This is a genomic window from Dorea amylophila (assembly GCF_025567265.1).
Taxonomy (GTDB): domain Bacteria; phylum Bacillota; class Clostridia; order Lachnospirales; family Lachnospiraceae; genus Dorea_A; species Dorea_A amylophila.
On the sequence record NZ_JAOQJW010000006.1, the window covers coordinates 83,285 to 109,159 of the forward strand.

General features: G+C 41.0%; 27 protein-coding genes and 1 riboswitch. Of the genes, 20 read left to right on the forward strand and 7 right to left on the reverse strand.

Translation table 11 applies throughout. The features are described from left to right. Positions 1–53 precede the first annotated feature (53 nt). From OCV72_RS05075 to OCV72_RS05085, 3 genes are all read left to right on the forward strand, one after another. Positions 54–1,574 (forward strand): protein kinase family protein, encoded by a 1,521-nt coding sequence (locus OCV72_RS05075; protein ID WP_055282346.1) that lies wholly within the window; start codon positions 54–56, stop codon positions 1,572–1,574. Then, positions 1,559–3,487 carry a hypothetical protein gene (locus tag OCV72_RS05080; RefSeq protein WP_155515206.1) on the forward strand — a complete coding sequence of 643 codons (1,929 nt, stop codon included), beginning with the start codon at positions 1,559–1,561 and terminating at the stop codon, positions 3,485–3,487. The genes OCV72_RS05075 and OCV72_RS05080 overlap by 16 nt, the downstream gene beginning before the upstream one ends. 293 nt (positions 3,488–3,780) lie before the next feature. Further along, entirely contained in the window at positions 3,781–4,797 is a 1,017-nt protein-coding gene (locus OCV72_RS05085) for a glycosyltransferase family 2 protein (RefSeq protein WP_055282350.1), read from the forward strand. A 335-nt stretch (positions 4,798–5,132) separates the two neighbouring features. Here OCV72_RS05085 and OCV72_RS05090 read toward each other — a convergent pair whose 3' ends face one another. The 3 genes from OCV72_RS05090 to OCV72_RS05100 all read right to left on the reverse strand — a co-directional run bounded on the left by OCV72_RS05090 (position 5,133) and on the right by OCV72_RS05100 (position 6,761). After that, positions 5,133–5,549 carry an SseB family protein gene (locus OCV72_RS05090; protein ID WP_055282351.1) on the reverse strand — a complete coding sequence of 139 codons (417 nt, stop codon included), beginning with the start codon at positions 5,547–5,549 and terminating at the stop codon, positions 5,133–5,135. A gap of 146 nt (positions 5,550–5,695) precedes the next feature. Continuing rightward, on the reverse strand, positions 5,696–6,289 hold the full coding sequence (locus OCV72_RS05095) for a hypothetical protein (protein ID WP_055194859.1): 594 nt from the start codon (positions 6,287–6,289) through the stop codon (positions 5,696–5,698). Beyond that, positions 6,279–6,761: an RNA polymerase sigma factor gene (locus OCV72_RS05100; RefSeq protein WP_028086125.1), complete on the reverse strand. Its 483-nt coding sequence runs from the start codon at positions 6,759–6,761 to the stop codon at positions 6,279–6,281. The genes OCV72_RS05095 and OCV72_RS05100 overlap by 11 nt, the downstream gene beginning before the upstream one ends. A 216-nt stretch (positions 6,762–6,977) precedes the next feature. Between OCV72_RS05100 and OCV72_RS05105 the strand changes: the two genes are divergently transcribed. The 4 genes from OCV72_RS05105 to OCV72_RS05120 all read left to right on the forward strand — a co-directional run bounded on the left by OCV72_RS05105 (position 6,978) and on the right by OCV72_RS05120 (position 11,195). Continuing rightward, entirely contained in the window at positions 6,978–7,505 is a 528-nt protein-coding gene (locus OCV72_RS05105; RefSeq protein ID WP_055282352.1) for a 2'-5' RNA ligase family protein, read from the forward strand. Positions 7,506–7,522: 17 nt separating this feature from the next. Beyond that, positions 7,523–8,143, forward strand: a complete 621-nt coding sequence (locus tag OCV72_RS05110; RefSeq protein ID WP_055282468.1) for a DUF4317 family protein — start codon at positions 7,523–7,525, stop codon at positions 8,141–8,143. A 105-nt stretch (positions 8,144–8,248) separates the two neighbouring features. After that, a complete protein-coding gene (locus tag OCV72_RS05115; RefSeq protein WP_055282354.1) occupies positions 8,249–9,973 on the forward strand; it encodes an ABC transporter ATP-binding protein in 1,725 nt (574 codons plus the stop codon). A 235-nt stretch (positions 9,974–10,208) separates the two neighbouring features. Further along, on the forward strand, positions 10,209–11,195 hold the full coding sequence (locus OCV72_RS05120) for a diaminopimelate dehydrogenase (RefSeq protein WP_055282355.1): 987 nt from the start codon (positions 10,209–10,211) through the stop codon (positions 11,193–11,195). A gap of 86 nt (positions 11,196–11,281) precedes the next feature. Here OCV72_RS05120 and OCV72_RS05125 read toward each other — a convergent pair whose 3' ends face one another. After that, the gene (locus OCV72_RS05125; protein ID WP_055282356.1) at positions 11,282–12,628 is read right to left on the reverse strand and encodes a threonine/serine exporter family protein; all 1,347 of its coding nucleotides are present in this window, start codon (positions 12,626–12,628) and stop codon (positions 11,282–11,284) included. Continuing rightward, entirely contained in the window at positions 12,615–13,382 is a 768-nt protein-coding gene (locus OCV72_RS05130) for a DUF4866 domain-containing protein (RefSeq protein ID WP_055282358.1), read from the reverse strand. Before OCV72_RS05130 ends, OCV72_RS05125 begins: the two co-directional genes overlap by 14 nt. A gap of 347 nt (positions 13,383–13,729) precedes the next feature. Between OCV72_RS05130 and OCV72_RS05135 the strand changes: the two genes are divergently transcribed. The 10 genes from OCV72_RS05135 to OCV72_RS05180 all read left to right on the forward strand — a co-directional run bounded on the left by OCV72_RS05135 (position 13,730) and on the right by OCV72_RS05180 (position 21,335). Then, on the forward strand, positions 13,730–14,848 hold the full coding sequence (locus OCV72_RS05135; protein WP_055282359.1) for a 5-methyltetrahydropteroyltriglutamate--homocysteine S-methyltransferase: 1,119 nt from the start codon (positions 13,730–13,732) through the stop codon (positions 14,846–14,848). A gap of 288 nt (positions 14,849–15,136) precedes the next feature. Beyond that, positions 15,137–15,553: a LysR substrate-binding domain-containing protein gene (locus OCV72_RS05140; protein WP_081021005.1), complete on the forward strand. Its 417-nt coding sequence runs from the start codon at positions 15,137–15,139 to the stop codon at positions 15,551–15,553. 97 nt (positions 15,554–15,650) lie between these two features. Further along, positions 15,651–15,950 carry a hypothetical protein gene (locus OCV72_RS05145; protein ID WP_055194852.1) on the forward strand — a complete coding sequence of 100 codons (300 nt, stop codon included), beginning with the start codon at positions 15,651–15,653 and terminating at the stop codon, positions 15,948–15,950. A gap of 89 nt (positions 15,951–16,039) precedes the next feature. Continuing rightward, positions 16,040–16,145, forward strand: a riboswitch (TPP riboswitch). Between the two features lie 193 nt (positions 16,146–16,338). Further along, complete coding sequence (thiS, locus tag OCV72_RS05150) at positions 16,339–16,536, forward strand: sulfur carrier protein ThiS (protein ID WP_055282361.1); 198 nt, start codon at positions 16,339–16,341, stop codon at positions 16,534–16,536. Between the two features lie 5 nt (positions 16,537–16,541). Continuing rightward, complete coding sequence (gene thiF / locus OCV72_RS05155; protein WP_081021006.1) at positions 16,542–17,225, forward strand: sulfur carrier protein ThiS adenylyltransferase ThiF; 684 nt, start codon at positions 16,542–16,544, stop codon at positions 17,223–17,225. A gap of 44 nt (positions 17,226–17,269) precedes the next feature. Further along, complete coding sequence (locus OCV72_RS05160; RefSeq protein WP_044924315.1) at positions 17,270–18,058, forward strand: thiazole synthase; 789 nt, start codon at positions 17,270–17,272, stop codon at positions 18,056–18,058. Positions 18,059–18,070: 12 nt separating this feature from the next. Further along, positions 18,071–19,297 carry a 2-iminoacetate synthase ThiH gene (thiH, locus tag OCV72_RS05165; protein WP_006426434.1) on the forward strand — a complete coding sequence of 409 codons (1,227 nt, stop codon included), beginning with the start codon at positions 18,071–18,073 and terminating at the stop codon, positions 19,295–19,297. A 53-nt stretch (positions 19,298–19,350) separates the two neighbouring features. Continuing rightward, positions 19,351–19,938, forward strand: a complete 588-nt coding sequence (locus OCV72_RS05170; protein ID WP_242859215.1) for a thiamine phosphate synthase — start codon at positions 19,351–19,353, stop codon at positions 19,936–19,938. A 185-nt stretch (positions 19,939–20,123) separates the two neighbouring features. Beyond that, positions 20,124–20,558 carry a MarR family winged helix-turn-helix transcriptional regulator gene (locus tag OCV72_RS05175; RefSeq protein WP_006426432.1) on the forward strand — a complete coding sequence of 145 codons (435 nt, stop codon included), beginning with the start codon at positions 20,124–20,126 and terminating at the stop codon, positions 20,556–20,558. Then, entirely contained in the window at positions 20,559–21,335 is a 777-nt protein-coding gene (locus OCV72_RS05180; RefSeq protein ID WP_055282363.1) for a sulfite exporter TauE/SafE family protein, read from the forward strand. It begins immediately after the preceding gene. 131 nt (positions 21,336–21,466) lie between these two features. Here OCV72_RS05180 and OCV72_RS05185 read toward each other — a convergent pair whose 3' ends face one another. Continuing rightward, complete coding sequence (locus tag OCV72_RS05185; protein ID WP_055282365.1) at positions 21,467–22,057, reverse strand: HD domain-containing protein; 591 nt, start codon at positions 22,055–22,057, stop codon at positions 21,467–21,469. 176 nt (positions 22,058–22,233) lie between these two features. Between OCV72_RS05185 and OCV72_RS05190 the strand changes: the two genes are divergently transcribed. Next, positions 22,234–22,857 (forward strand): GDSL-type esterase/lipase family protein, encoded by a 624-nt coding sequence (locus OCV72_RS05190; RefSeq protein ID WP_055282367.1) that lies wholly within the window; start codon positions 22,234–22,236, stop codon positions 22,855–22,857. A 94-nt stretch (positions 22,858–22,951) separates the two neighbouring features. Here the strand turns inward: OCV72_RS05190 and OCV72_RS05195 are convergent, their stop codons facing one another. Next, positions 22,952–23,854 carry a DMT family transporter gene (locus tag OCV72_RS05195; protein ID WP_055282371.1) on the reverse strand — a complete coding sequence of 301 codons (903 nt, stop codon included), beginning with the start codon at positions 23,852–23,854 and terminating at the stop codon, positions 22,952–22,954. A 150-nt stretch (positions 23,855–24,004) separates the two neighbouring features. On the opposite strand from OCV72_RS05195, the gene OCV72_RS05200 reads away from it, so the two are divergent. Next, complete coding sequence (locus OCV72_RS05200) at positions 24,005–24,874, forward strand: LysR family transcriptional regulator (protein WP_055282372.1); 870 nt, start codon at positions 24,005–24,007, stop codon at positions 24,872–24,874. 86 nt (positions 24,875–24,960) lie between these two features. After that, positions 24,961–25,875, forward strand: a complete 915-nt coding sequence (locus tag OCV72_RS05205) for an AAA family ATPase (protein WP_055282374.1) — start codon at positions 24,961–24,963, stop codon at positions 25,873–25,875.

Genomic DNA, 25,875 nt, shown 5'->3' on the forward strand with positions numbered 1-25,875 from the left:
CAAAAAATTACCATTTGTAAAAAAACTGAAGAATAGAATTGAGGTGGAATGCATTGCAGCAAAAGGAAAGCTATGATGTACTGCGTCTGATCGAACATGGACAGATCTGCTATATTAGTTCTGAAAATGTACAGGGAAGAACACTTGCCAGATATTTGAAGTATCATCCGGTAATGGAGAAGAAGGAAATGTTCCTGTTGTTAAAGGCAATTGCAGAACAGCTGGAACTGATCCACAGATGCAGAGGGAATCCATGCTATCAGTATGTGAATCCATACAGTATTATTCTGGCGGAGGACGGCAGGGTTTATTTTCTGGATATGAAAGCCGAGACAAACATGAAACAGGTAGTATTTATGCAAAGGAGGGACATGCGGGAATATTTTCTCCCTCCGGAAGAGAATTATTATCAAAATGCCAGTAAAGAGCTGGACATATATGGATTGGGAAAGACATTTCAATATATTCTCGCTTCGTCAGAAACAGAACCGCATCTGAACCGGTGGGAAGAACACAGACTTCAGAGTATCATTTCAAAAACAATGGGAACAAAAGGGTCTTATTATCAAAGCGTTTCAGAAATTCAAAAACAAATCCCAAAATGGAAAGAAAAAGTTAATAAAGAAAGTTCGGGAGACAAAGGAAAACGCAGGTGGAAGATATATATCGCATTATTTTTCACAGTGGTGGTGGCAGGGTACATGTTGATACAGCAAAGAAAAAATGTACCTGACGGAATAATAAAGGAACAACAGAAAGCAACCAGTAATGCCAATACAGAATTACGCACAGACAGTCAGGAGAATGAGAAACGGGACGAAGAATATCTGGAACTGGCACTTGCGTATTTCTTAAATGTCGGGAATGTGGAGAAAAGCCGTATTTGTCTGAATGAACTGACCAATAAAGAACTTGCGGAGAATCTGAAAATGTTGATCGGCGCATATGAAAAACAGGAATGTCCGGAAGATGTAGGAAAATATAAAGAGAGTCTTGCATATCTGGAAAAGGTATGGAAAAAAAGGAGCAAGATATCCGAGGAGAAGCAAAAACAGGAAATCCAGTGCCTGATCAGAGGATATGGACTTCTGGATGACGAGGACAGTGTAGAAAAGGTATTAGAACTGGTAAAGAGGGGGATGCAGACGGATTATCTGAATGATTCGGTAAAAAAAGAAATGTTAGAATACCAGGCGGCCGCCTGTGAAAAAAAGAAGACGGAGGAGGAAGCGGCAAAGATATATACAGAGCTATTGGAGATGGAGCAGGAGGACGGAAACAGAGAAATGTTGTATAAAAAAATTGCACAATTATATGAAGCAGCAGGCAGGTGCGATATGGCAATGGATATCTGTATTCAGGGAATCGGAGAATTGAAGGAATCTCAGGAGCTAAAACTGATGCATATCCGATTCATGTGTGCAGATCCGTCCGTCAGCAGGGAAGAATGTTCCATGAAGATCAAAGAGTATGTAAGAGATGACGGACAACTGCCGGATCAGGAGGAATTTAAAAAGCTGCAGAAAGAATATGCGATCAAGATGGAAGGAGAAGAGGTATGGGTAGGAAGATAAAAAAAGCAATCACTGTTGTAATAGCAGGAATGATCATAGGCTCACAGTTTGCAGATATGTCAGCAGTTGGAAGCATTGTACAGGCAGAGGCTGGAGATCACAGAGAAGCAGAAAAAGAAACGGATCCGGAAGAAGACAAAGATGAGAATAAAAATCCGGAAGAAGACAAGGATCCGGAAGAAGACAAGGATCCGGAAGAAGACAAGGATGAGAATAAGGATCCGGATAAAGACTCTGAAAAAGAGGATAAAGATCCGGAAGAAGACTCTGAAAAAGAAGCGATAAAACCTTATCAGATTGTATATAACGAATCAGATGGGGAAAACGGATACTATATTCATCGTCCGGATGGAAGAATTACGCATATGAGCAAAAGAGGGACAACAAGATATCTCTTCAAAAATGGAAATAATGAACAGCAGGAAGGAATATTGGACAGACAAAATGAAAGCTTCCTGTTGAAACAATTGAATTTTACAGACGGCGGAAATGAATTGAAGATATGGATGGAAGATGAAAAAGGACACCGGGTAGAAAATTCAGAAAGTCAAAAAGAATTCTGGCTGGATAGCAGTAAACCTGTAGTACATTATGAAATAACAGGAGGTTCGGAGATATGGCACAAAGATGTTGCGGAAGTCCGGGTAGAATCTTCCGATGGGCTAAATGGAAGTCAGATTGCGGAAATTATCTGTAAAACAGGAGAAAAAGTAATTGGAAAAAGCAATAAAGAAACAGAAATATTTCGAATGGAAGAAGAATCGAAGAATGGTGAAGGAATTCCTGTAACTTTTATTGTAAAAGATATTGCAGGAAATAAGACGATAGTGACAGATAAGGTCTATATTGACAGGAATGTTCCGGAGGCAGCTATACAAGGAGTGCAGGATTATATGATCACCAGTAAACCGGTTAAAGTGAACTATCTGGCAGAAGAGGAAAATATATTTCAGGTTGTGCAGGCACATATTTCGAAGGAAGATATCACCGGAAGAAAAGAAGAAACAGAGATCACAGAGTGGCGGATAGGAAAGTCGGATGAGTCAGGAAAGATGAGAAAAGAAAGCAGTCAGACACTTACAGAAGACGGAATATATAAACTGAGAATAAATGCAGCTGATATGGCAGGACATGAAAATCAGGTGGAGCGACAGGTGATTATTGACAAAGAAAATCCGGTGATTGTTCATGTGGATGAACTTGATGGAAAATATTTAAAATACTTCCGATGGGATTATTCGGCCGGAGAATCGGTCAAAGATTTTACCAGTTATACGTACACCATGAAATTAGATGATACAGTATACCGTCCGGGAGAGAAGATCGAGAAAGAAGGCATGCATACACTGGTTGTGGAAGCGGTAGATTCTGCAGGCAATAAGAGTGATGCAAGGGCAAGGTTTACGATTGATCATACCCCGCCGGTGATCAGATTTGAAAATATCAGAGAAGGAGAAAGCTATGAAAAGGAAAGAAAATTTTATATCCGAACGGAAAATCCGGAAGATCAGATTGAATACATTAAGATTAATGGAGCGAAGCAAAAGAGTGAAAAGCAAAAGGGATTTTATGAATGTAAAGTAGATGAAGCAAAAGCATATGAAGTTGAAGTAAAGGCAAAAGATTTTGCGGGCAATGAACAGATCTCACGGATTGGATTTCAGATAGAGCAGGAAAAAACATTATTACAGAAGATAACAGAGCCTGTAAAGAAATATATTTTTTATGGAAATGAGAAAGCGGTAAAAAAAGAAGAGCAGTTAAAAGAAGAACAGATGAACAAAAGAAATGGTAAAAGTATATTGTGTTCAGGTATTATGCTCACAGGTATGTTAACGGGAATTGGCTTCTGGAAAAGAGAAAGATTGGGGAATATATTGAAAAAAATGCAGCCAGACAACAAAAACAAGTAGAATCTTTCCATAAAAGGGAGGATGCCGGGTAACCGCTTTCGCGATTCCCGGCATGTATTATGAAAAAGTTTATTCCAAATAGTATTTACATACTAGATAATGTCTTGTGTATTTCTTTGATGATTATAGTATAAAAAAGACCTATGAAGAAAGAATGTTAAAGTAGTGAAAGAATTTTGAAGGATAAATGAACAAATTGTGAACACGGGATTTTACAAAGATTTTGTTGGAAAACAGAGGAAAATAGATTATACTAATAGAAGTCAATTTTGAAGAAAGAGGAGAAAAGAAGAATGAAATATATTTCTTTTGCCATTCCGTGTTACAATTCACAGGACTATATGGCTCATGCGATAGAAAGTATTCTTCCGGGTGGAGAAGACGTTGAAATTATTATCGTAAATGACGGATCAAAAGACAGAACATCAGAGATTGCTCACGACTATATGGAAAAATATCCTACAATTGTTAAAGTAGTAGACAAGGAAAATGGTGGACACGGAGATGCTGTAAACTCCGGACTGACACATGCCACCGGTAAATATTTTAAGGTTGTAGACAGTGATGACTGGGTGGATGAAGATGCGCTTCATAAAATTCTGGAAGTGTTACGCCATATGGAAGAAGATGCAATGGAATTGGATATGTTGATTGCCAACTACGTATATGAGAAAGTTGGAGCAGCACACAAGAAAGTAATCCATTACCGTAATGTATTGCCTCAGGATGAGATTTTCCGCTGGGATGATATGGGACATTTTCATCTGGATCAGTATATTCTGATGCATTCAGTTATCTATCGCACCGATATGTTGAAATTAATCCAGCTTCATCTGCCGAAGCATACATTCTATGTGGACAATATTTATGTATATTATCCACTTCCACATGTGCGAAAGATTTACTATATGGATGTAGATTTTTACAGATATTTTATCGGACGCGAGGATCAGTCGGTTAATGAGAAAGTAATGATCAAAAGGCTGGATCAGCAGATATTTGTCACAAAGACAATGATTGATATGTATCAGTTGAAAAACATCGGAAGTAAGAAATTAAGACAGTATATGTTGAATTATCTGGCAATCATGATGACAGTTTCTTCTATTCTTTGTATCCGTTCCAAGAATAAAGAAAATCTGGAGAAGAAAAAGGAATTATGGCAGTATCTGAAGAAGAAAGATCTGCGCAGTTTTATAAAGATCCGCTATGGAATTCTCGGGCAGACTATGAATATTCCGGGAAAATCAGGACGTAAGATATCATCGCTGGCGTATACAGTTGCAAGACGTTTGATCGGGTTTAATTAATTTTCTATTTAATGCATTATGGTGGCTATCACCGATCGGAATAAACTTACAAGGTCCTATCCTGTGCTGACTCCAACATGGGGAAATTCTAAAGCAAAAAAGTTGACCTAAAAACGAGCTCACAAAAAATCCAAACTCGACATTCGTCTCAGACAGTGGATTTTTTGTGAGCAAACGGTCAACTTTTTTACTTAAGAATTACCAACCATGAGTCCGTATGCACAGGATAGGACCTTGGAAGTTTATTCCTGCGGTTTCGCATGCCATAATAATTAAATGGAGAACTAACCTTTTATTACGGTTCGGGGATTTGGCTTAGTGCATTAAATAGAAATCTACCCTAAAATAATTCTCAATAGTACTTTATCCAACATAATCGTCCGGTTCCAAGGATTGATGATGATACCCTGAATGTTATCAGCTGTAATAGCAGAATTAAATAACTGTTTCATATCGGTAAGAAATGTAGACATTACGCTTCCGGAACCTTTGAGTTCTTCATCGAAGCTGGTAAATGCCGCCCACCATTTGCGGCCATCATCGGTCTGGATTGCCTGTATCTGGAGGCCGGAGGCAGCGGAAGAGGGATCTACTGCAATGATCAGTTCGCCATGTTCATTCATGCGTCTGCGGATGACGGTCAGGACGTGAGCAAGCATTTCCTGAGATGGTTCCTGTTGAAGAGCTGCAATGGCAGATTCAATCTTGTTATTGCCCTGTAAAGTTTTATCGGTATGTGTATGGTCATTCATAATTGTGCAAAATCCTTTCTAGATAGATAATGGATACAGAGAACCTGTCAATGACAGCCTCGCTTGCATATTTTTGTATAAAAATATACGGACAGCAGGAGAGCCATCCGTATATTAATATAAAGTATTTCAGTTGGAAGAGCAAGCTAATTGAACTCCCATGGAGAAATATATTTATTTGGAGATGAAGCATATCCATTGTTATATTTCACTGTGACATATAAAGAGTCATCACCATCAACCAGTTTCACATAGCAGATATTATCTTTGTTGAATTTGTGTGTGATATCGATGGACTGATTTTTGTAATACAGGATGACGGAACCATCTTTTTCATATTCTATATCCGGAGCATTTAGTTCTTCCATAATTTCTTCTTGTGTAAGGCTGCGTTCGGAGCCATCCTGGTTAAATGCAATGCCGCCTCCGCCAAATTCTTTATTTTTTCCGTCTTTATCTGCATAAGTTCCGGTATAAGAACCGTCAGAATTGATTGTTAAAGTAGCAGTTGTCTGATCTCCGTGGATCCAGAGCTGGACTTTACGTTGAATTCCGCCAAGATCGGATGCGTAGGCTGTTCCGGTTCCGGCTGTTACGATCAGGCATGCGGCAACTGCGGCTGCTATTGTTTTTAATTTGTGCTTCCTATTTAAGATACTCATTTTGTCTACCTCCAGGGAAAAATTGACGGAGGCGGAAAGTGTATCAAAAGTCTGCTTGTATTTTTCTTTATTCGTCATCGTTCCATTCCTCCTTTAAGGTTTCTTTGAGAAGAGCACGTCCGCGGGAAAGCCGGGTCTTTACATTGCTGACAGAAAGATGCAGGATATCACTGATCTCTTGTGTTGTATAATCTTCATAGTAAAAGAGATGCAGGACAATTCGGTATTTTTCAGGAAGTTTCATTACTGTATCAAACAGAGTTTCTGATTCCGGTGTTTCGAAGGTTAATGTTTCCATATATTCTTCTAAGTTGCATTTATTTCTGTGCCAGAATGAGCGGGTGATATTCTTTGCTTTATTGATCGCAACCCGGATCAGCCAGGCACGGATATGTTCTTCTGTATCAAACTCTTTTTTATATGTGTGATACTGAATAAATGTATCCTGAACGACATCTTCTGCATCTTGTTGGTTCCTGCATATATTAAATGCAATCGCATACAGATGCTTTTGATATCGTTCGATTAAAACTTGTGTTGCTGGTTTCATGAGTACTCCTTTTTGGTGTTAGTGGGAAAACAGATATTCATTTCTTAAGGCCTTTCACTTATAATACAAATGAAAATATGGAAAGGTTACAAATGGAGGTAAGAATATATGTTTTAACTATATCTTACTATCGAGCATAAGCATTTTACATTTTAAAATATACGTTGTAAACTATATTATGAAAAAATAACTTCGAAATAAGAGGTGAAAGATAAAATGTATCTGGTATCGGTGTATTTTGATGATAAAAGTAATAAAATAATTTCTGATTATATCAATAAGATTGCACAAAAGACAGGAAATACTTTTATGACGGACAATCACGTTCCACCTCATCTGACGATAATGTCAGTAGAGGCAAGGGAGGAAGATAAATTGACAGAGGTGATGGGAAAGGTGGAGAGATATCTGACAAAAGGACAGATCCAGCTGGTCTCTGTCGGAGTGTTATTGCCATATGTATTGTATGTGACACCGGTCCTGAATCTGTATCTGGAAGATATGATCGAACAGGTACATGATATGGTAAAGAATATTCCGGAAGTCAGGATGAGCCGGTATTATCAGCCAATGCAGTGCCTTCCTCATATCACACTGGGAAAGAAGCTTTCAAAAGAGCAGATGCAGGAAGCATTTGCAGTTATGCAGGAACAATTCGTACCGATGGAAGTTACGGTATCGGAGATCGGGCTGGCGAAGACCAATCCACATCAGGATCTTATAAGAGTAGAATTAAATGATTGATTGCGGTGGAAAATAAAATGATTAACAGAGAAGATATGCTGGCACTGACCAGAAGAATGACAGTAAAGCGAACATCCATGACAAGAATTGCAGGAGGATATCTGGACCGGGATGGATATATAGACGGAACATTTAACACTGGATTTTTGAAATTGAGTCCGGATGAGAAAGAAAAAAATTTACAGATAGCAAAATCCATTCCATTTGCAGATACGAATAAAAATCTGAAAGAATATGCATTTTCCGATGAGAAGACGAAAGGCGACAGTATGTGGAAACTGTTAATGGGAATGCGTGCGTGCGGTCTGAAAAATGATGCACTGATGGAGACTTTTTATGAAATTGTTGGTGAACGATATCAGTCAGAGGGAGACTATGCCATTTTCGTATTTCATGACCGATACGATATTCCGGCAAAAGGAAAAGATCATGTCCGTCAGGGTGAATCTGAAGAAATGTTTGAATACTTAATCTGTGCTATCTGTCCGGTAAGTGGAGATTACGAACCGGGAGAACCGGAATGTGGATTCTTATTTCCGGCATATATGGACGGCGGGGCGGCCATGAATTATGTGGATGTATATCAGAAGAATCAGGAATATCCGCATACAGAGCTTTTGAAATTACTTGGAGTATGATGAGATAGAGAAAATTTCTTATAAAGGTGTTTAATGGTTTCAAATTCATCTGGGATATCTTATAATATAAATGATTGAGTTTAGAGGAAAAGGTAGGAATATACAATGCATACAATGAAAAAATTCATTCGGTATTATGCCCCGTATAAGGCGGTATTCTTTCTGGATCTGATCTGTGCGGCAGTCATAAGTCTGGTGGATCTCGCATTTCCACAGATTTTACGTACGCTTACGAAGACGTTGTTTACAGAATCAGCAGATCACATACTGCATGCCTTGCTTCCGATTGGGGCAGGATTGCTTGTAATTTATATATTACAGGCGCTTTGTAAATATTATGTAAGCTATCAGGGACATATGATGGGAGCCAATATGGAACGTGATATGAGGCAGCAGCTTTTTGATCACTATGAAAAACTGTCATTCTCATATTATGACCAGAATAATTCGGGGCAGATGATGAGTAAGCTGGTATCGGATCTTTTCGATATCTCGGAGTTTGCACATCATGGACCGGAGAACTTATTTATTTCACTGATCAAGATTATCGGTTCGTTCATATTCCTGTTTCTGATCAACTGGAGACTGGCAATACCGCTTCTGGTTCTGGTAGTGTTCATGTTGTTCTTCTCGTACGGGCAGAATAAGAAGATGCAGGCGACATTCATGGACAACCGGCGTAAGATCGGGGATGTTAATTCGAGTCTTCAGGATACACTGGCCGGGATCCGTGTTGTACAGTCCTTTGCAAATGAAGAGATTGAACGGGAGAAGTTCCGAAAAAGCAACCAGGGATTTCTGCGTTCCAAGGATGCCAATTATAAATGTATGGGAAGCTTTATGAGCGGCAACCTGTTTTTTCAGGGGATGATGTATCTGGTAACGCTGGTATTCGGAGGATGGCTGATCGCACATGGGAAGATGGAGGCAGCGGATCTTGCGATGTACGCACTCTATATTGGGATCTTTATCAGCCCGATACAGATTCTAGTCGAGCTTACTGAGATGATGCAGAAAGGACTGTCCGGATTCCGCAGATTTCTGGATGTGGTAGAGACCGAGCCGGAGATCGTGAATGCACTGGACGCAGAATCAATAGATGAAGTAAACGGACACATTTCTTATGAAAATGTATCGTTTCATTATAGCGACGATGATACACCGGTGCTTTCTAATGTTACATTCGACATTCCGGCAGGAAAATCCGTGGCTTTAGTCGGACCTTCGGGAAGTGGTAAGACGACGATCTGCTCTCTGCTTCCGAGATTCTATGATGTAACAGGCGGACGTGTTACGATTGACGGAAAAGATGTCCGGGATCTGACACTGGAAAGTCTGCGTAATCAGATCGGACTGGTACAGCAGGATGTGTATCTGTTCTGTGGAAGTATTAAAGAGAATATCGCATATGGGAAGCCGGGAGCATCTATGGAAGAGATTGAAGACGCAGCAAGGAAAGCGAACATTCATGATTTTATTATGGAACTGCCGGACGGATATGATACATTTGTTGGTGAACGTGGAACAAGACTTTCCGGCGGACAGAAACAGAGAATCTCGATTGCAAGAGTATTTCTTAAGAATCCGTCAATCCTGATTCTAGATGAGGCGACAAGTGCACTGGATAATGAGAGCGAACGCTGGATCCAGAAGAGTCTGGAAGAGCTTGCAAAGAACCGGACAACGATTACGATCGCGCATCGATTATCAACAATCCGCAATGCGGATGAGATCCTTGTAGTGGCAGATAATGGAATCGCAGAGCGTGGAACACATGAAGAACTGTTAAAACAGGGCGGAATCTATGCGCATTATAATGAGATGGGATAGGCAGAAGATAAGAAAAACGGAAGCTGTTCTGTGAGTAGAAACATAAAAATTATCAATAAAGAAATTTGCAAAAGAAAAAGATTGTCGTGAAAAGAATATATGATATAATTTACAAAGATATCAGCGGCAGAAAAGACAGTGCAAAACTGTAAAGGAACAGTAGAAATGATTGATATCAGTGAATAAAAACGGCCACAGAATAAGGCGGCAAATCATAAGAAACAGAGGTAGAATTATGGGAAAAATCAGAATTGGTATCGTTGGATACGGTAACATCGGACGCGGAGTAGAGCAGTCTATCAAGCGTAATGATGATATGGAATTAAAAGCAGTATTTACAAGAAGAGATCCTGCAAGTGTAAAGATCCAGACAGAAGGGGCAGAAGTAAAGCACTTTGATGATATGGAAGCTATGAAAGATGAGATCGATGTAATGATCCTCTGCGGCGGATCAGCAACAGACCTTCCGGTAATCGGACCGAAGGTAGCAGCATCATTCAATACCATTGACAGCTTTGATACACATGCTAAGATCCCTGAGTATTTTGCAAATGTAGATAAAGCAGCAAAAGAAGGAAAGAATGTAAGTATTATCTCAGTAGGCTGGGATCCGGGAATGTTCTCTCTGAATCGTCTGTATGCAGAGTCTATCCTGGTACAGGGAAGCACTTATACATTCTGGGGAAAAGGGGTCAGCCAGGGACACTCTGATGCAATCCGCCGTATCGAAGGTGTGAAGAACGGAATCCAGTATACGGTACCGATCGAAGCAGCGGTTGACCAGGTAAGAAGCGGAAGCGAACCGGAGTTGACAACAAGACAGAAACATTTAAGAGAGTGTTATGTAGTAGCAGAAGAAGGAGCAGATAAAGCAGCCATTGAAGAGGCAATCAAGACAATGCCGAACTACTTTGATGAATATGATACAACGGTAACATTTATCACAGAAGAAGAATTAAAAGAAAACCACAGCAAGATGCCTCACGGTGGATTCGTGATCCGTACCGGTGAGACAGGATGCGAAGGCAACAAGCATGTGATCGAATATTCTCTGAAACTGGATTCCAACCCGGAATTCACAGGAAGTGTTCTGGTGGCTTATGCACGTGCAGCACACAGACTTTCACAGAAAGGTGAATCAGGAGCAAGAAGCGTATTTGATATCGCACCGGCTATGTTGTCTCAGATGACACCGGAAGAGTTAAGAGCACATATGCTGTAATACCAACAGGGACAGGAAAAATGGTTTTTTTCCTGTCCCTGTTGGCTTTAAGAAGAGCGTAAATAAATTCTATAAAATGAAAGATTTTACGTACAATACCGGAACGTATGATCCGTCAAAATTCTAGCAAATATAAGTCCCAGCGGCAACATCACAATAATCATAATCGCAGAAGTAAACCATGAAACCGCATCCGTCAGGGACATAATCCCGAAATTATAAATCGCACGGTACAGGTAAAGTCCTGGAACCATGATCACGATAGAAGGCACGGTAAGCGAGATTCTTGGATATCCATTACTCTTTTTAATAAAAGAAGCAAGCAATCCGGCAATCAGAGCCCCGATAAATGCGGCGGCGGCCGGAGGCATATGTGTGAAATCAACAAGTTCAAGCCGGAGTGTATTGGCAATGGCACCAATAAATGCAGCCGTTGCCGCCATCGAATGAGAACTGTTAAACATGATCGAGAAACCGAATACTCCGCAAAAGCTTGCAATCACACGGAAAATCAGACGGGCAGCGGCACTTAGATGCAGTGCCGTAAAATCGGCCGGTTCCAGATGCAGAAGTAAAGCCATGATCCATGCAAATAAAGTGGCAACCATAACGATAATGATTGCATAAGTAAGCCGCTCCAGTCCCGAACGCAGATCCAGCTTTGCAAGGTCGATCCCGCTTGTGATAAATGGAAATCCCGGGATGATGAACAGCATCGAGCAGATATAACCAGCTTCATGAAATTCCGGAATGTGAAAGACAAGTTCCGCAAGTTTCAGAAAGACTGCATAGGTAAAACATGCTGCTGAAACAGAGACTGCTATATTCAAAAACAGTGTGTAATGGTGTTTGATCAGTTTCGTACGGATCAGATTACCAATCCCGGCGGCAATAAAAGCAAGAGCCATCTCAACCGGTCCGCCTCCGAGTAAAAAAGTAAAACCGCAACAGGCAAGAGCTGCGGCAAGCCCCAGCTTTGCAGGTGAATAAAGAGCATGGATTTCTTCAATTTCATCCAGTCGTTTATGGATATCTTCACCGGTCATATGTGCTTCTTCTTCCGGAAAATGATCTACAAACTGTTCCATGCGGTAAAGCTTGGAGGTATTCACTCCCGTATTGGCAATACTCAACGACTGGGAAATACAATCGTTTCCATCAAAACAGTTAAATACAATGGACATCAATCCCACGTCTACCGTACAGGTTACACCAAGCTCTTTGGAAAGCCGGTTCATGGAAGTCCGTACACGCCATGCGCCGGTTCCACAGGAGAGCATGATTAACCCAACACGGCCGATGACAGAAGCTTTCTCGATCAGTCCGGCTTCTGCAATCAACACATTACTGTCATCATTGGCGTAGTCATGCCATGGAATCTCCATATGATTTTTTTCCATAATATCAATAAAGTCAGAATTAGTTGTCTGCATAAATGATCGCCTCTGCTTTGGAAACGTGGCGTTCCAGATTTTTTAAGAAATGTGAATTCGGAAGGAAAACTCCGATCTCATCATAACGGGTATTATCTTCAACAAGAGAATCCTGTCCATAGAATACATAGGACATAGGAAGCTCTTTCTGAAGTTTTATGACAATATCCAAAATAGCAGAATAAGCTTCTGCTTCGGTTTCTTTTAATTTTACGGTATCCGGTAATTCACGGATCAACAGTACACCATTATTCTTTTCCAAAATGTTTTGTTCCGGTTCCATATCGTCAGATGTATAAGAATGGCTGTAGCGGTATGCCTGTGCCAGAAAAATATTCTTTGGAGCTCCGAGATCTGTATATATCTCATGGAAATGACGGTATTCCCGTTCATGAATCGATCTCTTATATTCAGGAAGTAACATTCCGTTTTCATCTGTCATGATCATCGGATTCTGTTTTCCGTCCGCATTGAACCGATAGGGAATCAGGAATGCATTTCTTAAAAGATCAAAGACTGTATTCTGACAGATAGCCATCAGAAACGCAGATAAATCCCGATTGCGATAAGAATTAAAAAGAGCCTGTGCGAATTCTGTAGATGACGGAGAATCGGGAAGGTCTACCCCATCGTTACTGAATAAATAACTGCAGAATGTTTCCATCAGTTTTTCACATGCCCATTTATCTTCGGATATTTTCTTAAATAAGATTTCTGATTTTTCTTCTCTGGGAAAAAGTGTTTTTTCCTCCATAATAAAGCGCTTCCTTTCATATTTTCATCCAAATAAATTATACAACTGTGATAAAAATAAGTGAAAACTATAATTGATATAATGGATATATGATTATGGTATGCCGGAGAAGTTATCGGTGGCAGCTTCTGTAGATAGTCGGTTGATGATTTGAAAGGGATATTTGATATAGTTTAAAACTATGACAAATACACATTTTTTTGTATTATACAAGTTTATCAAAACAAATTATAATAAATCCATCGATCGAGAACATCATCAAGAATATGAAAAATATAAAAGAAAGCCATCAGGGACAACAAAAAAGACAGAAAACCTAAGTCCCTGCCGGCAAGGAGGAAATAATCATGAACACACCATTTCGTTACGACTTTGTAGGAAGTTTTTTACGCCCACAGAAATTAAAAGACGCAAGAAAGAATTTCGAAGAAGGGACAATCTCACAGGAAAAACTGACCGCAGTAGAAGATGAATGCATCCTGGAACTGGTGGCAAAGATTAAGGAACTTGGATATCATGTGATCACGGACGGAGAATTCAGAAGATCGACATGGCATCTGGATTTCATGTGGGGATTTGAAGGTATCGAGCATCAGAAGACAGTAGAGGGGAATACAACATTTGACGCAGAAGCTGCAATGATTGATGATACATACATGACGGGAAAGATTTCAGTAAAGAATCATCCTTTCTTAGAGCATTTCAAATTCATCAAAGCATTAGAAGATGAAAATACTGTCGCAAAACAGACCATCCCGTCACCGGGACAGTTCTATGCATACTTTACCGGGGCACAGCTTCTGAATACAACATTAGAAATCTATGGATCGGAAGAAGCATTTGCCGAGGATGTGATCAAGGCATACGGTGAATTCGTGCAGGAGATCTATGCAGCAGGCTGCCGTAACCTTCAGTTTGATGACTGCGTATGGGGCGGAATGGTAGATGCAAAGATGGCAGTTGCATTGACCGGAAGAACAGGACAGAGACTGGAAGATTACAAGAAACTCCTTCTGGAACTGAATAACCAGGTAGTAGCACAGGCACCGGAAGATCTGGTGATCAATACACATGTATGCCGTGGAAATTATCATTCTACATTCTTCAGTTCCGGAGCATATGATTCCGTAGCGGATTTGTTATTCGGAGAAGAAAATGTAAATGCATATTATCTGGAATATGACGACAAGAGATCCGGCGGATTTGCACCACTTGCAAAGGTATCCGGCGATAAGAAGGTCGTACTTGGACTTATAACAACCAAGACACCGGAACTGGAAGACAAAGAAAAAGTAATCGCAAGAATCCACGAAGCAGCAAAATATGTTCCGCTTGACCGCTTATACTTAAGCCCGCAGTGCGGATTTGCATCCTGCGAGATCGGTAATAAGCTGACAGAAGAAGAACAGTGGGCAAAGCTTAAGCTTGTAAAAGAGATTGCCGACGAAGTCTGGTCAGACAGATAAGCCAGAACAGATTGGCCATAAGCCAGCCGATACTGGTAGCAATGGCAGGGGCTGCCAGCCCGAAATGAGGGAAGAAGAACCAGGTTAAGATTACGCGAAGTGCAATCTGGAGCGTACTTCCGGCTAACGTCAGAACCATTTTCCAAAGTCCGTTATAAGTACCGGTGAAGGTTCCGCCGGTATAACACAAAGGATAGAAAAATGATATAAGTTGCAGGTATATGATGCCGCTTTTTGCCATGACAGGGTGAGAAGCGGCATTTCCTAACATTGCTTTTACGGTAACGGGTGCACCGAAGTACAGGGTTACAGCGCAGATCGTACCTTGTACAAGCATTATTGCCGGAGGGACACAAGCTGGCAAAAAGAAAGACATTTTCGGCAAAATTTGCAGAGACGGAAGCCTATATTGCAACATGTCCAGGATTAGATATTGGTGGAACACGTTATCTGGATAAGCATGGGATTAAGCCGAATGTACAGTTTTCGACAATGGATATTCAGGCAACATATGCGATGGCGGCAGCGGGAATGGGTGTGAGCATTACGAATCAGATCAACAGTCTGCCGGATTATGAGGGCGTATGCCACCGGAAACTTGTACCAGCAGAGCTGATCGAAATCGGGCTTGCATGGGAGAAGAGTCTGTCACCGGTGGCAGGAAAATTTCTGAAATTTATCAGAACAGAAGGTCTGATGCCATAAACGTACAATTCGTTATGGAGGCAATAAAAATCGTTCTATCATCTGGAAGTATGATATACTGATAACAAGACCTGCAAAAAAGATGGAGGTGGACTACATGGATGTTGCAACGATGGTAGCGATTAATAACCTGAATATGGTTACGGTGATGGCAGTACAGGCGGCAAATAATGTAATCACGATCGTAAATGGAGAAAGGATGGAAGAAGATATGGATGGTTCAATGTTAGATCAGTATATGGGAAAAGATTGTACGGTAAGTCTGTTCAACGAAGTAGGAGCAATCAAAGGAAAGCTCATGGACGCAGATATACAGTGGGTAAAGGTTGATACCAAGAAGGGAACACAGCTGATTAACAGAAATATGGTACGGAATATTACTTTTGATAATAAATAGAATGAATAAAAATAGTTGTTTCGAAAAAAGTCAGAAATCAGAAAAAATGAGTTGACATTTCGTGCAGGTGTTTCTATACTTAAACATGTAGATAAAACACGGGGAGCTTGTGTACAGGCTGAGAGGAAGTTAAGAACTTCGACCCATATACCTGATTTGGATAATGCCAACGTAGGAATGTATAACGTAGATTTTAGGAGAGATGCATTTAGTTGGTATCTCTCTTTTTTGTTGCTATGTGACGTAAATCAGGAACAATAGAATATCGGATAAGTTGAGAGTGAACGAGAGTTCACGAAGGGGTGCACCACCACGGGTGTATTTACTTCGTGAACTCTTTTTTATCTGACAAGTACTTTTGAAAGTATGATCCGGGAAAGGAGAACGCATGATTATCGTAAATGGAAAAGAAATCAATCTGACAGAGAATACGACTGTTGCAGAATATCTGGAACAGAATCAGTATCAGGTAAAAAGAATCGCTGTAGAGTTAAATGGAGATATTCTTCCGAAATACAGCTATTCCGATACCATGTTAAAAGACGGCGACCGTCTGGAAGTTGTGACATTCGTGGGAGGAGGCTAACATTCATGGAAGAAACCGGATTAGAAAATATGACGGAGAATACAGAGAAAGAAAAAGTACTTAGTAAAGAAGAGATTGTGGCAGCATTAAATGAGAGACATTCTCCGGAGAAACAGAAACTTCTGTCAGCGGGGAGGGTTGCAATCGCCGGGCTTGGCGGATTGGGATCAAACGTGGCATATGCACTTGCAAGAATCGGAGTCGGCCATCTGCATTTGATTGATTTTGATGTGGTGGATATCACGAATCTGAACCGGCAGCAGTATTTTATGGAGCATATCGGGATGTATAAGACAGATGCGCTGAAATCATTATTGTTAAAGATCAATCCATATCTGGATATCGATACAGATTGCGTAAAAGTCACAGAAGAAAATCTTACGAAATTATTTTGTGACGAACCGATTGTGTGTGAAGCATTCGATAATCCAGAAGCGAAAGCAATGCTGGTAAATGGAATACTGGAACATTTTCCGGAAAAGAAACTGGTATCGGCAACCGGTATGGCAGGATACGGAAGCAGTAATACGATTCGCACACAGAAGTTAATGAAGAACTTTTACCTGTGCGGAGACCGCGAGACGGCACCAACGTATGGAAATGGCCTGATGGCACCGAGAGTGGCCATCTGTGCAGCGCATGAAGCAAATATGATCACACGTCTGATTCTTGGGGAAGAAGATGTGTAAAAAACATATAGAAAAGACAAATAATAAGAAAGAAGGATTGGATTATGGACAACACAGAAATAAAGAAAGCGGATACATTTACCCTTGGAGGGAAAGAATTTACGTCCCGTTTTATACTTGGTTCAGGAAAATTTTCACTGGATCTGGTGAAAGCATGTGTGGAAAAAGCAGGGGCACAGATTATCACACTGGCACTCCGTCGTGCAAATGAAGGCGGTCTGGCAAATATTCTGGATTATATTCCGGAAGATGTGACACTTCTTCCGAATACATCAGGAGCCAGAAATGCAGAAGAAGCGGTACGTATTGCCAGACTTTCCAGAGAAGTCGGATGTGGCAATTTCGTCAAAGTGGAAGTGGTAAGAGATTCGAAATATCTCCTTCCGGATAATTATGAGACGATCAAAGCTACAGAAATTCTTGCAAAAGAAGGATTCGTGGTTATGCCGTACATGTATCCAGATCTGAATGCTGCAAGAGATCTTGCAAATGCCGGTGCAGCATGTATCATGCCGCTTGGCGCACCGATCGGATCAAATAAAGGGCTTAGCACAAAAGACTTTATTCAGATCCTGATCGATGAGATCGATCTGCCAATCATCGTAGATGCCGGAATCGGACGTCCGTCCCAGGCATGCGAGGCAATGGAGATGGGAGCAGCCGCAGTTATGGCAAATACAGCAATTGCGACTGCGGGAGATGTACCGGCGATGGCGGAAGCATTTAAGAAAGCAATCGAAGCGGGCAGAAGTGCGTACCTTTCCGGACTTGGAAGAACGATTGAGCGTGGTGCAAGTGCATCTTCACCGCTGACTGGATTTCTGCAGGATTAGGAGGCACGACAAATGGGAACAAATCATGAAGATACACATATTAATGAAAGTATTTTAAGCGAGGAGATTCTGGAAGACCAGAAGAAGAACCGGATCGATCACATGACCTATCTTCCAGGCATGGAGGATATCGGATCAGAAATACTCGACCAGGTCGTGGCAGCCATGGAGGCTTATGATTATAATACATATACAGCAGAAGATGTAAAACGTGCACTGGCACATGCAGAGCGCACACCGGAAGATTTTCAGGCGTTATTGTCACCGGCAGCACTGCCATTTCTGGAGGAAATAGCGCAGGCAGCGCAGATCGAGACGAGAAAACATTTTGGTAACAGTGTCTATATGTTCACACCAATCTATATCGCAAATTATTGCGAGAACTATTGCATTTACTGTGGTTTTAATTGCCATAACAAAATCAACCGTGCACAGTTAAATGCGGAAGAGATCGAAAAAGAGATGGCGGCGATCGCTGAGACAGGTCTGCAGGAAATCCTGATTCTGACAGGAGAAAGCCGTAACAAATCTACAGTAGAATACATCGGTGAAGCATGTAAGATCGCCAGAAAATATTTTAAAGTTATTGGTCTGGAGGTTTATCCGGTAAATTCAGACGAATACGCATATCTGCATGAATGTGGGGCAGATTATGTAACGGTATTCCAGGAGACATACAATTCGGATAAATATGAGACACTTCATCTTGCGGGACATAAGAGAATCTATCCATATCGTGTCAATGCACAGGAAAGAGCATTGAAAGGCGGCATGCGCGGAGTCGGATTCGGTGCACTTCTGGGGTTGGATGATTTCAGAAAAGATGCATTTGCGACCGGATATCATGCTTACTTATTACAGAGAAAATATCCACATGCAGAGATCGCATTTTCCTGTCCGAGACTTCGTCCGATCATCAATAATGACCGGATCAATCCGATGGATGTGCATGAGCCGCAGCTTCTGCAGGTAGTGTGTGCATACCGCCTGTTTATGCCATTTGCAAGCATCACGGTTTCGACACGAGAGTGTGAAAGAGTCCGCGATAATCTGGTAAGTATTGCAGCAACGAAGATATCTGCTGGTGTAAGTACCGGTATCGGAAGTCATGTAGAAGATATCGAAGACAAGGGTGACGATCAGTTTGAAATCTCGGATGGACGTTCGGTGGATGAGGTCTATCAGGCACTTCTGAAACACAATCTTCAACCGGTGATGAGTGATTATATCTATGTGTAACAGGGAGCATCTTGTGTTAAAAACATGCCGAATACAGCTGAAAGGAGTTGTCAGTGATAAAATCTGTAAACAATCAGGACTTTAAAATCATTGCAGTCAGCAATCGGAAATTATGCAACCGCCCGTTTTTAGAGCAGATAGAAAGAGTCTGCAAGATACATCCGGAAGCTGTGATCTTAAGAGAAAAAGATCTGACAGAAGAGGAATATGGGACATTGGCAAAAGAAGTAATGAATATTTGCAGCCGTTATCAGGTGTCTTGTATTCTTCATAATTTCTGGAAGACTGCACTAGAACTGGGATGTACATCTGTACATCTGCCACTTCCGATTTTGCAAAAAATAACTGATGAAGAAAAGAAAAAATTTACAAAGATTGGAATTTCTATACATTCTGTAGAAGAAGCGAAAGAAGCAGAGCAATTGGGAGCTTCCTATCTTACGGCAGGGCATATCTATGCGACAGATTGTAAGAGGGGATTACCGCCAAGAGGATTGGGATTCTTAAAAGAAGTTTGCCGGGAAGTCAGCATTCCGGTATATGGAATCGGCGGAATAAAGTTCGATGAAGAACAGTGGAATGATATGGAAAAATGTGGAGCAATTGGTGGATGTATTATGTCCGGGATGATGGAAATATAGTAATCGAAATAAAACAGCTCATTTTTAAAAGAGCAGGAAAGCCTTCTGAGTCGGTACTCGGAAGGCTTTTGCTTTGCACTGGCATATAAGTGCATATCAGATAGTACTTTACAAAATTATTTCTAAGTGTTATATTAATACAAAAATGAATAGTTCAAAATTGAAATAAAAGGAGAGCTACATATATGAACACAGGAATCGAATTTGCAGAAAAGCTGTCAAAGGCATACAGTGAGACCTGCAAACCGTTATGTCATGAACTGAATATTCCACAGACCGCATTTGACATCTTACTTTTCCTGGCGAACAACCCAGAATACAAAACTGCCAGAGACATCGTAGAAATACGAAAAATTAAAGCCAATCTTGTATCGGTAAATGTGGATAAACTTGTGAATGAAGGCTATCTGGAGCGGAAAAGTGTAGAAGGTGACCGAAGAAAAGTCAATCTGATCTGTACAGAAAAGTCAAAAGAGATTATCCAAGAAGGACAGAAACTTCAGCAGTCGTTCGTTGAAAAACTATTTGAAGGAATGGATGAAGATACAAGAAAAGCTCTTCAAAAAGGAATGGCGCATATGGAAGCGAATATAGAGAAGATGTTGGAGGAAAAGAACTAGATGAATACAATATTAATGATTATCGTAACATTTTTCGCGGGGATGGGAGCCGGACTCGGAACCGGATTTGCAGGAATGAGTGCGGCGGCAGTGATCAGTCCGATGCTGATCACATTTCTTGGAATGGATCCATATATGGCAGTCGGAATTGCACTTTCATCAGATGTACTTGCAAGCGCAGTATCTGCCTATACATATGGAAAGAATAAGAATCTGGATGTGAAGAATGGTCTGATCATGATGGTCAGCGTACTTACCTTTACCGTTGTGGGAAGTTATGTGTCCAGTCTGGTACCATCTACAACGATGGGAAATTTCTCGGTATTTATGACATTCTTGCTCGGCATTAAGTTCATCGTAAAACCTGTCATGACAACAAAAGAAGCCATGGAAAAAGTATCGCCGAAGAAACGTGCGGTGCAGTCGTTAATCTGTGGTGTCATGATCGGATTAATCTGTGGATTTATCGGTGCCGGAGGCGGTATGATGATGCTTTTGATCCTGACCTCTGTCCTGGGCTATGAGCTTAAGACGGCGGTCGGAACGAGTGTGTTCATCATGACATTTACTGCCTTTACCGGTGCAGTTTCGCATTTTGCAATCGGGGGAATGCCGAATATAGCGGTGTGGATCTTATGTATTGTGTTCACACTGTTGTGGGCAAGGATTGCGGCAGTATTTGCGAATAAGGCAACACCGAAGACATTGAACCGGGCGACGGGTGTGATATTAGTGGTTCTTGGGATTGTGGTTATGGCGTTTTCTATTTTAAATTAATAGAGAGCAGGAAGAAATTAATATTATAGGAGAGAATAAAAGGTATTAATAGAAAAATAATATGATGTTTTGTTTATTATGCATTCTACAGGGACTGCCGGTGGCAGGTCCTGCAGAAAGAAAAACATTGCTTATGATTCTTTAATATTTCCTTTTTCTATATTTTCTTTGAGTATTTGGTCTGTTACTTTATATAAAGTCTCAGATCCCAGCTGCGTTTTCCGTTGTCTTCCGTATACCTGTTCGGAAGTAACCTGATGCTCACGCCAGTCGCCACCGCCGTTACTGTTATTGAGAAGCAATGGCTGCAGGTTATCCAGGGAATGTGCAAATTTGGATTCCGGTGTCTGGTAATTTTCGAATTCATCAAAGAGTGCAGTCAGTTCTTTTTTCTGATCTTCTGGTAACAGTGAGAAAATCCGTTCTTTGGCAGCATCTTCACGTGCTTTCTGCGTCTTTAATCCTTCTGTATCGTAGGCATAAGTATCTCCGGCGTCAATTTCCACAATGTCATGGATCAGGCACATGATCATAACTTTTGCGATATCGACGGGTTCATTGGCATAATCTTTTAACAGGTATGCCATGATTGCCATATGCCAGGCATGCTCTGCATCATTTTCACGTCTTCCGTGTCCGGAAAGGTGGGTTTGTCTTAATATATTCTTTTCTTTATCAATTTCGAGAATGAAATCAAGTTGTTGTTTTAATCTTTCCTCCATGATAATTCCTCCTTGTGCGTTCAGTACGAATAAACTATAAGATAGTATAACATAAAAGAAAGCATAATGAAAAGCAAAAACATAGAAAACATAGAAAACATATTGATTTAATAGGAAAATGGTGTTAAACTCCAGTTATTAAAAGATAAAAGCTCAGAAGGCAGGTGCAGGAAGTAATGAAACAGATATTATGCTTTGGGGATTCGAATACGTGGGGATTAGATGGAGAGACCGGAAAGCGTTTTCCGTGGGAAGAACGATGGACCGGAATCTTACAGGAAAAACTGGCGGACCGGGATATTAGAATTGTTGAGGAAGGTCTGTGTGGAAGAACGACCATATTTGAAGATCCGCTTCGCCTGGGAAGACGGGGAACAGAATTGCTTCCGACATTATTGGAGACGCACACGCCGGATGCAGTCGTATTAATGCTTGGAACGAATGACTGCAAAACCATATTCGGAGCGTCAGCAGAAATCATCGGAAAAGGAATTGCCAGGCTACTTGAACAGATTAATCAGTATGCAGATAAGATGAAGGTTCTTGTGATATCTCCGATCTATCTGGGAAAAAAGGTATGGCAGGACGGATATGATCAGGAATTTTCGCCAGAATCCGTAGAAGTATCAAAGAAATTAGAACTGGTATATGAAAAAGTGGCCGGAAAGTATGGCAAACGATTCATGCGGGCAGCAGATTATGCGAGTCCGTCGGAAGCAGATCAGGAGCATATGGATGGACAGAGTCATAAGATTCTTGCAGATGCGATTTATAGAAAATTAGAAGCAGAGATTTTATAGAAAAGATAAAAATCCGTTGTCAGTCAATGGTATGTCCTGTTTTACTGGAGTTCCGGTAAAGGGAACATATCAGGATAAGACAACGGATTTTCTGCTATCTTTTGGATGTAACTTCTGCAACGGATTTCCCGGTGATTAATTCCATTACCGTACTTTTGGCATCGATAGCGGTAAACACTCCTGCAAGAATGAAAATGGCCCCGAGATATCCCATCTCCGTGAGCTTCTCATGCAAGAAGATGAAGGAAAAAATCGCTGCAAAGATCGGTTCCAGGGAGAACAGGAATCCGGTATTCTCCGGTGTTGTATATTGCTGCACAACAGTTTGTACAACGAATCCGTAAGCTGAGGACAAGAGAGCAAGTCCAAGAACGGAGATCCAGTCCAACGCGGTGCTCGGAAATATCGGGGATCCGAACACCAGCAGACCGATTATGGAATAAAGACAGGTAAAGCCCTGCTGGTAGACTCCGAGTGCAAGTGGATCTACCTGTCTGGTAAAATAGCTGTTTAATACAATATTGATTGAATAACTGAAAGCCGAAAGCATACAAAGCAACGTTCCGGGCTTGACAGCAAATATATCACCGCCGTTGATCAGTACCATTCCGATTAATACGATAATGATTCCAAGCCTGACATGATGCTCCGGAAGTCTCCGGGAAATAACTGCATGAATGACCGGAACAAGCACAACGGTGGTGCTGAGGATGAATCCACTCTGAGAAGCAGTGATTGTATTTAATCCGTAAAGGATTGGCGTAAGGTTTGTAAAAAGCAGAAAGCCGGTGATGGCACTGTAGAGTAAAAGTCTTTTATTAACTTTCAGTAACCTTTTGAAAAATATAAGTACCAGAATCAGAAATGCGATTCCTGTACGCAGAGCCATCAGCATCAGAGGGGAAAGTCCCTCAATTCCAAGTTTCATAAATATATAAGAAGTTCCCCATGCCATAGAGCAGGTTGTAAGAATCAGATTGGCTTTTTTTGTCGACATAATCGGCGATTCCTCCTATGTAATAGTTTTCTTGTTTTTTATTATATAGTAGAATAGAATATAAGTAAAATTCATATTTATCATGATGAGAATAAGAAAACAAAATATTTTGAAAAATAATCAAAAAAGACATAAGGAGAATGTAGAATCATGAGATATTCAAAATATACAATTTTCTTAAAAGTAGTGGAATTAGAGAGCTTTTCAAAAACAGCAGATTTTTATAAATACTCTCAGTCAGCAGTCACACAGATTGTGAAGTCTCTGGAAACGGAACTTCAGATGACATTATTAAAACGAAGTCACGCAGGAGTGTGTCTGACTTCAGACGGAGAACAGCTCATCCCCTATATATGGGAACTGGCAATGGCAGAAGAAAGAATGTGGGAAAAAGCCGGAGAAATCACAGGAATGGACCGGGGACTGATCCGGATCGGGGTATTCAGCAGTATTGCGTGTCACTATCTGCCGGGGGTGATGAAAGAATTCCGAAAATTATATCCGGGAATTGATTTTGAACTGCATACGGGAGATTATTCCAAAATCGAGCAGTGGATTGCTGAGGGGCTGGTAGATTTCGGATTCCTGATCCGGCCGGTGCGGACGGACTATGATACCATTGACATTATGACGGATGAAATGCTGGCCGTTCTTCCAGAAAAGCATCCAATGACAGAAAAAACAGAGATTCCATTAAAAGCATTTGAGGATGAGTCAGTTGTACTGCTTCAGGAAGGCGGCAAGCAGGAAATCGAAGAACATTTCAAAAAGAATAAGATCGCACCGCACATTTCTTATTATTCCGGGGACGATTATGCAGTGATGTCTATGGTGGAAAACGAGCTGGGAATCGGGATACTGTCGGAACTGGTGATGAAAAGATGCGATTATCATATCGTAACAAGAAGTCTGAAACCGGAGCTGCACCGGGAGATTGTGATCGCGGTAAAGAATGAGAAGAATGCTTCGGTAGCGGTGAAGAAATTCCTGCAGTTTGTAAGAAAAAGGGAAAATCCTTGATTCGTGTATTTTTAAGTAATAAAATATGGAGAAGTGGATAGTGTATATCTATAAATAACAACATTTCAGAAAGGGAGCCTTAGAAATTGCTGGAAAAATTAAGAGAACTTGGAATCAGAGATGAGCTGATCCGTGAGATAACAGAATATAGGGAAACATACCCGGTAGAACAAGAATATGGTTCAAGAATTCCGAAACTGGAACAATTTTACTATGGAAAAGAAGTCTGGGAGCAGGCAATTACCGCAATTTTGTGTGGAGAGAATATTCTGTTGGCAGGTCCGAAAGCAACGGGAAAGAGTCTGTTTGCAGAGAATCTGGCGGGAGTATTTGCAAGACCACGGTGGGATGTGTCGTTTCATGTGAATATGGATGCAGCTTCATTGATTGGTATGGATACATTCCGTGGGGGAGAGGTATCTTTCAGACCGGGGCCGGTGTATACAGCGGCAAAAGCCGGTGGATTTGCCATATTAGATGAGATCAACATGGCAAAAAGTGAAGCAATGGCAGTACTTCATGCGACACTGGACTTCCGGCGGACGATTGATGTTCCAGGATACGAACGTATGGAATTACATCCGGCGACAAGATTCATTGCAACGATGAACTACGGATATGCGGGTACAAAAGAACTGAATGAAGCACTGGTATCCAGATTTGTCGTAATCCAGATGCCGATGATTTCAAAGGAAAGTCTGATTAAATTAATAAGAAAGCATTATCCGGACATCAGGGAAGAAGGAGCAGGAGAACTGACATTTATGTTTCTGGAATTACATAAGAAATGTGAAAATGGAGAGATATCTTCCAAGGCTCTGGATCTGCGTGGTCTCTTAGGAGCAGTCGGTCTGATGGAAAAAGGACTTGATATATTTACGGCACTGGATATGGGAATTACCAATAAAACATTTGATGCCTATGAACAGACCCTGATTCGTGATACGATCCGTACAAGAATCTCGAAGAAAATGGTGAAGAAAGATTTGTTTGTGAAGTAG